The sequence below is a fragment of the Bacillus sp. FSL K6-0972 genome (genome assembly GCF_037976035.1).
GTDB classification, from domain to species: domain Bacteria; phylum Bacillota; class Bacilli; order Bacillales; family Bacillaceae; genus Bacillus; species Bacillus haynesii.
Genome location: NZ_CP150260.1, coordinates 3892436 through 3904922 on the forward strand (window position 1 = coordinate 3892436; position 12487 = coordinate 3904922).

The 12487-nt window shown below is 44.8% G+C and carries 14 protein-coding genes; 9 read left to right on the forward strand and 5 right to left on the reverse strand.

Translation table 11 applies throughout. The features are described 5' to 3' along the window. Positions 1-115 precede the first annotated feature (115 nt). A complete protein-coding gene (gene spoIIID / locus MKX80_RS19865) occupies positions 116-391 on the reverse strand; it encodes a sporulation transcriptional regulator SpoIIID (RefSeq protein ID WP_003185911.1) in 276 nt (91 codons plus the stop codon). A 336-nt stretch (positions 392-727) separates the two neighbouring features. Between spoIIID and MKX80_RS19870 the strand changes: the two genes are divergently transcribed. The 3 genes from MKX80_RS19870 (at position 728) to MKX80_RS19880 (ending at position 3081) form a co-directional block, all read left to right on the forward strand. Then, positions 728-1156, forward strand: coding sequence for a MarR family transcriptional regulator (locus MKX80_RS19870; protein WP_076793628.1), 429 nt, complete (start codon positions 728-730; stop codon positions 1154-1156). Positions 1157-1159: 3 nt separating this feature from the next. Beyond that, a complete protein-coding gene (locus MKX80_RS19875) occupies positions 1160-2353 on the forward strand; it encodes an MFS transporter (protein WP_268310515.1) in 1194 nt (397 codons plus the stop codon). A gap of 149 nt (positions 2354-2502) precedes the next feature. Further along, entirely contained in the window at positions 2503-3081 is a 579-nt protein-coding gene (locus MKX80_RS19880; RefSeq protein WP_154996055.1) for an undecaprenyl-diphosphatase, read from the forward strand. 39 nt (positions 3082-3120) lie between these two features. Here the strand turns inward: MKX80_RS19880 and MKX80_RS19885 are convergent, their stop codons facing one another. Both MKX80_RS19885 and MKX80_RS19890 read right to left on the reverse strand, forming a co-directional pair. Further along, complete coding sequence (locus MKX80_RS19885) at positions 3121-4050, reverse strand: manganese-dependent inorganic pyrophosphatase (RefSeq protein WP_268332747.1); 930 nt, start codon at positions 4048-4050, stop codon at positions 3121-3123. 331 nt (positions 4051-4381) lie between these two features. Continuing rightward, positions 4382-5203: a manganese catalase family protein gene (locus MKX80_RS19890; protein WP_234112355.1), complete on the reverse strand. Its 822-nt coding sequence runs from the start codon at positions 5201-5203 to the stop codon at positions 4382-4384. Positions 5204-5333: 130 nt separating this feature from the next. On the opposite strand from MKX80_RS19890, the gene MKX80_RS19895 reads away from it, so the two are divergent. The 3 genes from MKX80_RS19895 to MKX80_RS19905 all read left to right on the forward strand — a co-directional run bounded on the left by MKX80_RS19895 (position 5334) and on the right by MKX80_RS19905 (position 7750). Further along, complete coding sequence (locus tag MKX80_RS19895) at positions 5334-6059, forward strand: DUF2071 domain-containing protein (protein ID WP_154996061.1); 726 nt, start codon at positions 5334-5336, stop codon at positions 6057-6059. A gap of 149 nt (positions 6060-6208) precedes the next feature. Further along, positions 6209-6721, forward strand: coding sequence for a TetR/AcrR family transcriptional regulator (locus MKX80_RS19900; RefSeq protein ID WP_268310516.1), 513 nt, complete (start codon positions 6209-6211; stop codon positions 6719-6721). Between the two features lie 81 nt (positions 6722-6802). Then, positions 6803-7750, forward strand: a complete 948-nt coding sequence (locus tag MKX80_RS19905; RefSeq protein WP_234112356.1) for an SDR family NAD(P)-dependent oxidoreductase — start codon at positions 6803-6805, stop codon at positions 7748-7750. A gap of 103 nt (positions 7751-7853) precedes the next feature. Here the strand turns inward: MKX80_RS19905 and MKX80_RS19910 are convergent, their stop codons facing one another. Further along, positions 7854-8261 (reverse strand): CBS domain-containing protein, encoded by a 408-nt coding sequence (locus MKX80_RS19910; protein ID WP_268310517.1) that lies wholly within the window; start codon positions 8259-8261, stop codon positions 7854-7856. A gap of 66 nt (positions 8262-8327) precedes the next feature. Continuing rightward, positions 8328-9281, reverse strand: coding sequence for a magnesium transporter CorA family protein (locus MKX80_RS19915; RefSeq protein ID WP_268310518.1), 954 nt, complete (start codon positions 9279-9281; stop codon positions 8328-8330). A gap of 161 nt (positions 9282-9442) precedes the next feature. On the opposite strand from MKX80_RS19915, the gene MKX80_RS19920 reads away from it, so the two are divergent. From MKX80_RS19920 to MKX80_RS19930, 3 genes are all read left to right on the forward strand, one after another. Then, positions 9443-10741: a hemolysin family protein gene (locus MKX80_RS19920; protein WP_268310519.1), complete on the forward strand. Its 1299-nt coding sequence runs from the start codon at positions 9443-9445 to the stop codon at positions 10739-10741. A 160-nt stretch (positions 10742-10901) separates the two neighbouring features. Beyond that, a complete protein-coding gene (locus MKX80_RS19925) occupies positions 10902-12113 on the forward strand; it encodes an ammonium transporter (RefSeq protein ID WP_154996072.1) in 1212 nt (403 codons plus the stop codon). A gap of 18 nt (positions 12114-12131) precedes the next feature. Further along, positions 12132-12482, forward strand: coding sequence for a P-II family nitrogen regulator (locus MKX80_RS19930; protein WP_003185936.1), 351 nt, complete (start codon positions 12132-12134; stop codon positions 12480-12482). Positions 12483-12487 lie beyond the last annotated feature (5 nt).

A 12487-nucleotide genomic window follows, 5' to 3' on the forward strand; every position in this document is an offset into this window, starting at 1 on the left:
TAAATATTAGAAAAAAAAGAGAGCTTATTAAAGTTCTTCATAAAATTTTTGTGGCTTTTTACGGAGGATACCGGGAAATTCTGATAAACGCTGTTCGTTTCTGAGCCATTATACCTTATTGCACGGGTTCTCTTTCAAAGATTTCCTCTTTCTTGTATTTTAGTTTTGTCGCTTCTCCGCCCCGCAAATGTCTGATTGATTTATGATAATCAAGAATTTCTTTTACTTCATTGGCCAGGTCAGGATTAATTTCAGGCAGCCTTTCTGTCAAATCCTTGTGAACGGTACTTTTGGAAACACCAAACTCCTTCGCTATCACACGAACCGTTTTTTTCGTCTCCACGATGTACTTCCCTATCTTGATTGTTCGCTCTTTGATGTAATCGTGCACACCACTCGACCTCCCTAAAATGGATGTGAGAAGTGTGAAATGAGATCCGTCTTGTGAAAAAATTCGCTATTTGCGCAGCTTCTTCGTTTTATGCTTTTCCAAGTAGAATTTTGAAATACTCCCACGATCCCTCACCTCAAACACTCTCTTTGTTAGGTTTGTATCAGTGTATTAGCATTCAAATGGGATTATGCTAAAAACTCAAGGAGGACAAGGGGTTTCTCTGATAATTTTATTTCGGGCTTCAAAAATTTTAACTTTACACTAATCTTGACTTCCGGTAAAATGAATAAAGTTTATTATTTACCTAGGTAACTATTTTGAAGGAGTCCGGGAATGGAACATATCAATCGAAAGATTATTCACCAGCTCAATCAAAGCACGCGGATGGTTGCGAAAAAAACGAATGAACAGCTCGAAGCGTACGGCCTTTACGGTTCACAGTGGTCGATCCTATACTGTCTTCACACCTACGGACCGATGACGCAAAAAGACATATGGACTTACTTGCACGTCGAGGCGCCGACTGTGACGAGAACCGTCAGCCGCCTTGAAAAAAACGGCTGGGTCGAACGGATACAGGGCGATGACAAACGGGAAAAAGTCGTCAAGATGACAGAAGAAGCCAAAATTAAATATGATGACATTCAATTAAAAATGAAAGAATTTGAAGAGGAAATGCTTTCCGTATTTGAAGAACGGGATAAAAAAATATTCCAAAGGCTGTTAAATCAATTATTAGAAGGACATCAGGAGGAGTTGTAGCCTATGAAGCAAGCTGAGCCCATTTGGACCAGGGATTTTATCATGGTCGTTTTGATTAATTTGTTTATATTCGTCTATTTTTACGCACTGTTGACCGTACTTCCGGTCTATGCGATGCAGGAGCTCGGCGGCTCCGAGTCAGAGGGCGGCCTTTTGATCAGCGGCTTCATGCTGTCCGCGATTTTTGCAAGGCCGTTTTCGGGAGCGGTTATTGAGCGTTTTGGCAAAAAAAGAATGGCACTCATCAGCGTCGTGCTGTTTACTTTGGCATCATTTCTTTATATCTTCATTCATGATATCTACCTGCTTCTTGGCATTCGCTTTTTCCAAGGCATTTGGTTCAGCATCATCACCACGGTGACGAGTGCAATTGCAGCCGATTTAATTCCGCCGGCCCGCCGCGGGGAAGGTTTGGGCTATTTTGCCATGTCGATGAATTTGGCGGTTGTCATCGGTCCGTTTATCGCCTTGAATCTGCTGGATAAAATGAGTTTTTCCGATCTGTTTATTTTATTTTCAGGAATCGTCACTGTGGCCATCCTCTGCACGGCACTGGTCCGGATTCCTAAAGGAAGCGACATCCGTTCAGCTGTGTTCAGGCTGTCTTTTTCCAACATGTTTGAAAAGGGCGCGATTCGGATTGCAACGGTTGGATTGTTCGTGTCGTTTTGTTATTCAAGCGTGATTTCCTTCATTTCCGTTTATGCCAAATCTCTCGGCCTTATTGAAGCAAGCAGCTATTTCTTTATGGTGTTCGCGGTGACAATGATGATCACGCGGCCGTTTACGGGAAAACTGTATGATAAAGTCGGCCCGGGAGTCGTCATTTATCCGTCCATTATCATTTTTTGCGCCGGGCTTTTCCTGCTTGCCTTTACAAACAGCAGCGGGATGCTTTTGCTATCCGGAGCTGTCATCGGCATCGGCTACGGATCTATCACGCCGTGCCTTCAGACCTTGGCGATTCAGGCTTCGCCGCCTCACCGGAGCGGCTATGCCACAGCGACTTATTTTACGCTGTTTGATACCGGGATCGCAGTCGGATCCTATGTTTTCGGATTGGTTGTGGCACAAACCGGTTTTTCAAACATTTATTTATTCTCAGCCGTTTTCGTGCTCATCAACTTGTTTCTGTACACGTGGAGCCAAAAACCTGCACTCGCAAAGGAGAAGCGGGATATATCAATGGCCGAATAAGCTGTTCAACCTCGCCGGGCCGGGAATGCCCGGCTTTTTTCATGCAGGCTGATACAGTCCGATCTGTTATTCAATGAAACTTTTACAAAATCAAATACGTCTCCTAACTGTCTGACCAAAAACTACTACTCTATTAAAAAGGTGATTTTTTGAACTATTGGCTTTTTACACGTATTCATCAATTATCAAACCACAACCACATCCTGGACAGCGCCATGATTTTGATTACAGAAAAAGCAATTTACATGTATGCGCTCATTTTGCTTTTGATCTGGATATTCGGAAACCGTTCTTATAAAATAAGCGTTCTTCAGGCCGGTGTGACGGGTATTCTCGGATTGGCGGCAAACTATTTGCTGTCATTGGTTTACTATGAGCCGAGGCCATTTGTCGCTCACCATGTGGACGTATTGATTCACCATGCTGCCGACGCCTCATTTCCCAGCGATCATACAACCGGGGCGTTAGCCATTTCGATCGCTTTTTGGCTTTATCATCGAAAAATTGGAAGCTGCCTGATTGCTTTCGGGTTATTGACGGGCTTTTCCCGTATTTGGGTCGGACACCACTACCCTGTTGACGTTTTAGGCAGCATTTTGGTCGCTTTATTCGTATCACTTGTTATGTTTAGATTCTCAACGTATGTGCAGCCGCTTTTTGAACGGATCATTTCACTCTACGAATCAATCTTGCGGAAATTGCGGAAAGCGGTATCCAGAACGGTATAAAAAAACACCCGAATCTCATGATTCGGGTGTTTTATTCCCTTAACCTTTTAGGGCTTCGGTTAACGGCGGAACAATTTGTTTTTTGCGGGATACAACGCCTTTCAGTGTCGCTGTGTTGTCTGCCAATGTGACATTGAACGCTTTTTCCACTGCTTGTGCAGCTTGTCCTGAAGCGACGACAACCGAGTCGTTTGTTAAAATGTCAGTTACGACAAACACAAATAAATCTAATCCTTTTTCAGACACCACTTTTGCAAGTTCTGCGTCAACTTCCTCTTTGCGGGAGAGAACGTCGTTTGTATCGACAGTGTTAACCTGCGCGATCTCCACTTTATGGCTTCCCATCGCAAACTCTTTTGCGTCAAGAGAAAGAAGCTGAGGAATCGTTTTTGCGCTCAAATCAGCTCCGGCTTTCAGCATGTCGAGTCCATAGCTGTCAGCATCAACGCCGGCAATCTCAGCCAATTCTTTTGCAGCTTTGACATCTTCATCCGTGCAAGTCGGAGATTTGAATAAGAGGGAATCTGAGATGATCGCCGACAGCATCAGTCCTGCGATATCTTTTTTAATTTCGACGCCGTTTTCTTTATAGAGTTTGTTTAAGATCGTTGCCGTGCAGCCTACAGGCTCTGCGCGGTAATACAGAGGGTCGCTCGTTTCAAAATTGGCGATCCGGTGGTGGTCGATGACTTCAAGCACGCGAACCTGATCCAGGTCATCGACGCTCTGCTGGCGCTCATTATGGTCAACCAGAATCACGCTGTCTGTTTCATTCGCGACAGTGTTCACAAGGCGGGGTACTTCTGCATTGAATTTCTCAAGCGCGTATTCAGTTTCGCCGTTGATTTCGCCGAGGCGGACTGGTTCTGCGTCCATGCCGAGCTCCTTTTTTAATTCGGCATATGCAATCGCTGAACAAATCGTATCCGTATCCGGATTTTTGTGGCCAAAAATAAGTACTTTACTCATGATATAACTCCTTACTGTTGTTTTTATAGTAAGCTTACCTGACAATAAAAAAATCTGCAAATCTGTCACTTATTTTAATATTTACGGAGTGTTTTGTCATTTTAAAAAATAAAAAAAGAGCCGTTTCGGCTCTACAGATTGTTGACAAAAACCCAAAACGGCTTTTTGTTTTGGGTTTTTGTCATCCTTTCAGCGTGATTGAAAGCCCTTGCAGTCTAGGAAGGCCGAGCATCGGAGCGGAGCGAATGTTGGAATTCGTGAGCACCGACGCGCAGGCCTGACAACGAATGCGAGGGGTTGTCGACACGCTGAAGAGCCGTTTCGGCTCTTTTTATTCTCCATAGTCAGGTGTATTGTGGCTTCGTTTTGGAGCGGGCTTTAAGACCGGTTTTTCTCCATATGCGACAGGACCGCTTTCATAATGAAATTCCGCCCCGTCCGGCGCCTTCCCTTTCAGCCAATCAAACTGTGCGCTTTCTTCTCCATCCGAAAAATTGTATAAAGTGTGCGAAACTTCTTCTTTTTCATATTCCGCCGGAACCGTACCGGGCACGATGACGCCTTCTTTTTCTTCCAATTCTTTGATCGCGGCGATCCACTGGTTTTGGTGCATCGTATCTCTTGCCAAAAGAAAGCCGAGCATATCTTGTACACCTTTGTCATCCGTCATTTCGTACAGCCGTGCGACTTGCAGTCTGCCTTGCGATTCAGCGTTGACATTTGCACGCAGATCGGCCAAAAGGTTGCCGCTCGCTACGATATAGCCTGCATTCCACGGAACACCGGTGCTGTTTTCAGGCATGGCTCCCAGTCCTGAAACGATTGCATGATGAGGGTTCATTCCGCCCATAATTGCGCCGATGACAGGATCATCTGCTGCTTTTTCCTGCTCGTAAACCGGAGCATCCTCAAGCAGCCGTGCGATCATCGTCGCAATCATTTCGACGTGTCCGATTTCCTCTGCCGCCGTATCCATCAGCAAATCTTTATACTTTTCATTTCCCCGCGTATTCCACCCTTGAAAAAGGTATTGCATCGCCACAGATATTTCTCCGTACTGACCGCCGAGTATCTCCTGCATTTTCTTTGCGAAGACAGGGTCGGGTCTTTCAGGTTTAGCAGGGTACTGCAGCACTTTCGTATGCTTGAACAAATCAGATCACTCCTCCGTTTTTTGTATCCTCGTTTTTGATTTAACCGAAAAGGGAAATCATAAAACCGTACACCAGGCTCGGGATGTGTTTGTAAGCGTGTCAAAATTTGAATCAAAGGAGTGCTGTTCTATGATAAAAAATACTTCACACCGCCCTTTTCCGCCGCCTGAAGGACCGTGGATGATGACTCAAACATGGAATCATGTATTATTTGCCCATTGGGCTGTTGATCCTGAAACCATTCGCGGACAAGTCCCGGCGGCCTTGGAATTGGAGACATTCAACGGAAAAGCGTGGATCGGCATCTTGCCTTTTCTGCTGACAAATATGCGTCCCCGTTTTTTGCCGCCCTTTCCTTTCATCAGCAGATTTCCCGAGCTGAATGTCCGGACATATGTATCATATAAAGGCGTACCGGGTATTTATTTTTTCAGTCTTGACGCCGCTTCGCGCTTAGCCGTCGCCGGCGCGCGCACAATGTTCCACTTGCCTTATTTTCACGCCGGGATAAATTTTGTAAAAGAAGAAAACCATATTGAATTTTCCAGCAGAAGGGATGATTCAAAAGCGGTCTTCCGCGCCAGCTACCGCCCGCTGTCAGATTCCTTCACCGCCCAAAAAGGGTCCATTGAATACTGGCTGACTGAAAGATACCGCCTGTACACCACGCACAACAACCGGGTCTACTATGAAGACATTCATCATTCTCCATGGGCGCTGCAACGGGCCGAAGCCGAAATCCGACAAAACACGGTGACCGGAGCAAGCGGGCTCATATTGCCTGATACCGCTCCGCTTCTCCATTACGCCAAGCGGCAGCACGTCTTATTTTGGCCTCTGCAGCGGGACCGGTGATGGAATCCGCGTATCTATTCTGATTGATTGGAAAACTGCTGCGCCATATCATACATTTTTTAAAATGACGTGCTTGAATCTTAAAAAGAAATTTGTTACGATCTCAGTAAGTAATCAATCAATAACAAAATGAAAGGAGGCGGCATATCATGAGACAGAGTAAGGAAAACCGAAAGGAGCAAATACTTGAAGCTGGATTAGAGGTGTTTGCAGAAAAGGGATATTATAATACCACGACAGCACTCATTGCTGAAAAAGCCGGTATTTCTCAGCCCTATATATTTAGGTTTTTCAAGACGAAGGAAGAGTTGTTCGTTGCCGCACTAGATCGGGCCTTTGAAAGGATACTCCAAACGTTTCAAAATGTCGAATCCAGCCCCGAACAAATCGTAGCAAACATGGTCAAAGCATATGAAGAGTTGTCTGTATCACACCCTAATGAAATGGCCTTACAGGTCATCGGACTATCAGTTACTGAGGAATCGATAAAAAATTGTTCAAAAACGGGCTTATCTCGTATTAGAAGCTATACGCTGGAAAGGTTCCAGGAAGCAAATGTACCGAATGCAGAGAGGGAAGTAACGACTTTCTTGGCGAGAGGGATACTTTGCAACATTTCCTATTTCTTAGATTTGCCGGAGATCATGCACGGCCAAACATAATAAAATAACCGATTCGTTTCGGTTTTTTATTTGAGCATTAGTTATTGATTGATTAATAACAAATCCAAGGAGGAATTTTCAATGGAAAAAGCAATTGTTTTAGGCGCAACAGGTGGAACTGGTCAAGCCATTGTTTCAGAATTGCTGTCAAGAAATATTCAGGTTATCGCTTTCGGCCGTTCTGAAAATAAACTAAAAAATCTTATAAATGAGCATCATTCTACACCGCTATTAACTTATCAGCTTGGTGATGTCTTTGATGAAAAGACCATCAGTGAGGCAGCAAAAGATGCAGATGTGATATTTCAATGCGCCAATGTTCAATATCATGAAATGGCAGATAAACTCCTGCTTCTCGGTGAAAGTGTAATGAAGGCTGCAAATATTTTAGGCAAGAAAATCGTGATTGTCGATGGAATATATGTTTACGGTCGACAAGTTGCCAAAGGAGATGAGAATCATCCGAAACTGCCCCATACAAAAAAAGGAAGGATAAGAGTAGATTTTGAAAACTTAATATTCGATAAGAAATGGAAAAATGCCAAACCATTAATCGTCAGACTGCCGGACTATTATGGAAAAACTTCGCAAAATTCTTATTTACAACCTACATTAACCGGCATGGCAGCAAATAAAATAGCTGTTTTTATCGGCAATCTAAAAACTCCCCGGGAGTACGTATATTTACCTGATGCCGCAAAAATGATTGTGGAAATCGCAAGTAAAGACGATTCTTATGGTGAAAACTGGAACATCCCCGGTGCCGGACTGATTTCAGGTAAAGAAATCATAAAAATCGCACGCCAAATTACCGGCAATAATAAATTAGTCATGCCATTAAATAAACATGCCATTCGTATAAGCGGATTATTTGATCCAGTAATGAAAGAAGTAGTAGAAATCATGTACTTAACTGAAGAAGCATTCATTCTAAACGGGGAAAAATATGAAAAGAGAATAGGAAAAATTCCCGCGACACCTTATCAAGAGGGATTAAAAGAAACATTGACATTCTTAATGAAAACTTAACCTAAAGTTGAGTTATTGATTAATCACTAATAAAACTTAGTCGGAGCTTTGATATTGCACCATAAAAAAAGGAAGAGCTGAAAACGCTCTTCCTTCCACCTGTTTAAGCTGTTTTTGAAATTTCGCTTAATGCTTCTCCCGCTTTCTCATCTGCATGTGAGACGGAGAGATCCCCCAAAGCAACGATTCCGACGAGACGGCCATCTTCAACTATCGGCAGCCTTCGAATTTGGTGTTCCGCCATCAGATCGCCGGCCTCTTCAGCCGACATATCCGGGCGTCCGGTCACCATCCGGGTGCTCATGATATCCCGAGCAGCTGCATCTGTTTCATTTTCGGCTACACATCTTGTGACAATATCCCGGTCTGAAACGATCCCCGTCAATTTTCCGTTCTCGCAGATCGGAATTGAACCTACATTGTAATCACGCATCTTACCGGCAATTTCCGCAATCGGAGCAGAAGGCTCGCAGCATTCGGCATTGGTTGTCATGATGTCCTTTAGTTTCATTCGGAATTCCTCCTTTATGATGGGGTTATTATGTGCTTTTCCGATATACTCCGGGCTTAAACCTATTTAAAAGAGCCCTTTCCTTTTCATATATCGTTTTTTATCCTTCAATAAATCGCCGGTCCAGCCTTTCTTTCTCAAATACCAATACACAAGGATGGTAGAAACGGCAATTAAAATCAGCGAAAATAAATAGCCGTACTTTAATGAGAGTTCAGGCATGACTTCGAAGTTCATTCCCCACAGGGCGCCGAAAGCCGTCATCGGCGTAAAGATCGTCGTAAAAATTGTCAGCGCTTTAAAGATTTCATTGCCTCTGTGGGATGTCACGACTTCCTCGGAATGAAGCAAATAATTGATTTCATTCGCATACTCTTTGATCAATGACATGCCTCTGTCGATTTCGTAAAACGTCCTGCGCTGTTCAATTTCATCGAACGATTTGGTTAAAAAAGTTTCTTTAAGGCCCATTGCTACCTTTTTCATCGATAAAATTAAACTTCTTATGACGAGCAGTTCGTGACGCCGCTTATGAATCAGTTCAATGATGCTTTTATTGTTGTCATGGTGAAACCCCCATCTTACTTTTCCAAGGTGAACTTCAAAGTGCTCCAGTTCCTTCAAATACATTCTCATCAGTTCGCCCAGCAGAACCAGGAACACTTCAGGGGCGTCTTTACAACGCTTCAAGTGTTGATCGATCGGCCTCCTGTTTGCCTCCTCAAATTGCGAGATATCTAAATTCATTGTAAAAAAATAGTTTTTCGTTAAGTAAAAATGAAATGCAGTCCGGTTTTGTTGAACTTCCGCTTCCTGGTCGTAAATATATGAACCGTAGATTGCTTCCTTGCCTTGAACGGCAGCATTGATATCAATGCAATTGATGTTTGCCGAAGGAACGCCTTGAAACCAGTTTCGGCATTCCGGCCAATGATCGGGCTGGATCAGCCCTTGTGCTGTCGCTTTTTCGTGAGGGCCAAGCTGATACCATGTCCAGCCCTCTCCCTGAAAAACTCTCATATTTCGTCTCCTCCTCTTCCGTCCCATTCGTTTTATATTTCTTTGCCCGCCCTCCGCGTAAATAAACATGATGTTTGCCGCACTGCGGCACGTGGTATGAAGCCAGTATGAGTTTTTCATAGAAAAGGAGGTGGCGCCTTCTTTTTTGAGAAGGCGGGGCATTGGAGTTATTGAAGCTGATTGCAGTGGCAGGATTAATCGCATTAACGGGTTTTTTCGTCGCGGTCGAATTCGCCATCGTAAAAGTAAGGCGGACAAAGATCGACCAATTGATCATTCAGAAAAAAAAGGGCGCGCTTGCCGCAAAAGAAGTGACCTCACACCTTGACGAATACTTGTCAGCCTGCCAGCTTGGAATCACCGTGACGGCATTGGGCTTGGGCTGGCTTGGTGAACCGACGATGCAGACCTTACTGCATCCCCTTTTTTCCAAAATCGGCTTGAACGAGTCGATGACACATATTCTTTCATTTTTGGCCGCTTTTTTATCGGTCACTTATCTCAATGTTGTGATCGGAGAGCTGGCGCCAAAAACGATCGCCATTCAAAAAGCGGAAGCCGTTACTCTGCTTTTTGCACAGCCGATGATCTGGTTTTATAGAATCATGTTTCCTTTTATATGGCTGCTCAATCATTCAGCCCGCATGATCACAAGTCTGTTCGGCCTGAAACCGACCGGTGAACACGAATTGGCATATTCGGAAGAAGAGCTGCGAACGCTTTTATCTGAAAGCTATCAAAGCGGGGAGATTAACCAAAATGAATTGAGATATGTAAACAATATTTTTAAATTCGACGAACGCACGGCAAAAGAAATTATGGTGCCCCGCAATGAAATGACCGTCTTATCTCTTGACGACAGTGTAAAAAAAGTGAAGCAGCTCATCAAAGAAACGAAGCACACCCGCTTCCCCGTCATGGAGGAAGACAAGGATCACATCACGGGAATGATCAATATAAAAGAACTGCTGCTGGCGGAGCTTGCAGGCGGATTTTCTTTAGAAACAAAACCGTTAAAGCCATATATCCATCCGGTTATCCATGTGATTGAAACGATTCCCGTCTACCAGCTGTTCGTCAAAATGCAAAAAGAGCATACACATATGGCGATTCTCGTAGATGAGTATGGCGGAACATCCGGCCTTGTGACGGTTGAGGATATCGTCGAGGAAATCGTCGGCGACATTCGCGATGAATTCGATACTGAAGAAGTATCAGCTGTTCAGAAACTCGAGGATGACCATTACCTCCTCAACGGGAAAGTACTGGTCAGCGATGTAAACGACCTGCTCGGGATTCATTTATCAGATGAGGAGATTGATACAATCGGCGGCTGGATGCTGACGCAGAATATTGAGAGCAAGCCCGGAACGACGATCGAAAGTGAAGGGTACCGTTTTAAAGTAAAAGAAATGGACGGACATCGAATCGTTGCAGTTGAGGTTGAAAAAACCGCTTAATCCCCCTTCTGTCGGATATTTCAGCCTCTCCCTGTCCGCTTTTCTCCCCAAAAACCATGTAAGGAAATCTGACATGTTCATCATGATATCTCCCTTTTGTCACTATAATGAAAGAAACAGAGATCTGCTCTCAATCTAAATGACTACGGAGGAATGAAACATGCAGATGGGGGATACAGTATTTATGTTCTTTTGCGCTTTGCTCGTGTGGCTGATGACGCCGGGCATCGCTTTATTTTACGGAGGCCTTGTAAGGAGCAAAAATGTGCTCAGCACCGTTATGCACAGTTTATCTTCAATTGCCATCGTTTCTATCATATGGATTTTGTTCGGTTATTCTCTCGCTTTCGCTCCCGGAAACCCATTGATCGGGGGTTTGGATTGGATCGGACTGCACGGTGTCGGCTTTGAACCCAATGCCGATTATTCGGAGACGATCCCGCATACGCTTTATATGATGTTCCAATTGACATTTGCCGTACTGACGACTGCGATTATTTCCGGAAGCTTTGCGGAGCGCATGCGCTTTCCGGCCTTTATTCTTTTCTCGGTGCTCTGGGCGGTTTTCGTTTATTCGCCGGTCGCCCACTGGGTATGGGGCGGAGGCTGGCTTGATGAGCTGGGAGCGATTGATTTTGCCGGCGGAAACGTCGTTCACATTTCTTCCGGGGTAGCCGGCCTTGTCGTTGCGATTGTTCTCGGCAAGCGAAGAAATATGAGCGACACCGCCCCTCATAACCTCCTTCTGACCTTGCTCGGATCGACTTTGATCTGGTTCGGATGGTTCGGGTTCAACGTCGGAAGCGCGCTGACGATCGATGAAGTCGCCATGACCGCTTTTATCAACACGAATACGGCTGCGGCTGCAGGGCTGATCGGCTGGATTTTGGCAGAATGGCTGATCAATAAAAAGCCGACGATGCTCGGCGCCGTCTCGGGAGCGATTGCGGGACTCGTCGCGATTACACCGGGCGCAGGCTTTGTTACGCCTTTCTCATCTGTATGGATCGGGCTCATCGGAGGAATCATCTGTTTCTGGGGCGTGTTTTCGCTCAAGAAAAAATTCGGGTACGATGATGCGCTTGATGCTTTCGGACTTCACGGGCTCGGCGGAACATGGGGCGGAATCGCGACAGGCTTGTTCGCGACGACATCAGTCAACGCAGACGGTGCTAACGGGCTTTTTTACGGAGACATCAGTCTCCTTTGGAAACAGCTGATTGCGATTGCTGCAACATATTTGTTTGTCGCAATCGTCACATACGCTATTATTAAGATAGTCAGTATCTTTTTTAAACTCCGTGCCTCAGAGGATGAAGAATCATTGGGCCTCGATCTGACGCTGCACGGCGAAAAAGCGTATCAAGATTAATTTGTCAGGAGTGATGGTATGAGCGGTCAAATGTATAAAGTGGAAATTGTAACTCGTCCTACAAACTTTGAAAAGCTGAAAACGGAGCTGGCCAAAATCGGCGTAACGTCCATTACGTTTTACAATGTACACGGATGCGGCCTGCAAAAAGGGCATACTGAGCTTTACCGCGGAGTCAAACGCGAAAGCAATGTATATGAAAGGTTAAAAGTCGAAATCGTCGTCAGCAAAGTGCCTGTCGAAAAGGTGGCCGAGACGGCGCAAAACGTCCTGAAAACAGGGGAACCCGGAGACGGCAAGATCTTCATATACGAAATTAAAAACACCATCAACATCCGCACAGGCGAGGAAGGTCCTGACGCTTTATAAAAAGA

Excerpts from the sequence above, each read along its gene's own strand:
- MKX80_RS19870 (WP_076793628.1), top strand. The coding sequence starts at position 728 with ATGGAACATATCAATCGAAAGATTATTCACCAGCTCAATCAAAGCACG.
- MKX80_RS19875 (WP_268310515.1), top strand. The coding sequence starts at position 1,160 with ATGAAGCAAGCTGAGCCCATTTGGACCAGGGATTTTATCATGGTCGTT.
- MKX80_RS19885 (WP_268332747.1), bottom strand. The coding sequence starts at position 4,050 with ATGAGTAAAGTACTTATTTTTGGCCACAAAAATCCGGATACGGATACG.
- MKX80_RS19895 (WP_154996061.1), top strand. The coding sequence starts at position 5,334 with ATGATAAAAAATACTTCACACCGCCCTTTTCCGCCGCCTGAAGGACCG.
- MKX80_RS19900 (WP_268310516.1), top strand. The coding sequence starts at position 6,209 with ATGAGACAGAGTAAGGAAAACCGAAAGGAGCAAATACTTGAAGCTGGA.
- MKX80_RS19905 (WP_234112356.1), top strand. The coding sequence starts at position 6,803 with ATGGAAAAAGCAATTGTTTTAGGCGCAACAGGTGGAACTGGTCAAGCC.
- MKX80_RS19910 (WP_268310517.1), bottom strand. The coding sequence starts at position 8,261 with ATGAAACTAAAGGACATCATGACAACCAATGCCGAATGCTGCGAGCCT.
- MKX80_RS19915 (WP_268310518.1), bottom strand. The coding sequence starts at position 9,281 with ATGAGAGTTTTTCAGGGAGAGGGCTGGACATGGTATCAGCTTGGCCCT.
- MKX80_RS19925 (WP_154996072.1), top strand. The coding sequence starts at position 10,902 with ATGCAGATGGGGGATACAGTATTTATGTTCTTTTGCGCTTTGCTCGTG.
- MKX80_RS19930 (WP_003185936.1), top strand. The coding sequence starts at position 12,132 with ATGAGCGGTCAAATGTATAAAGTGGAAATTGTAACTCGTCCTACAAAC.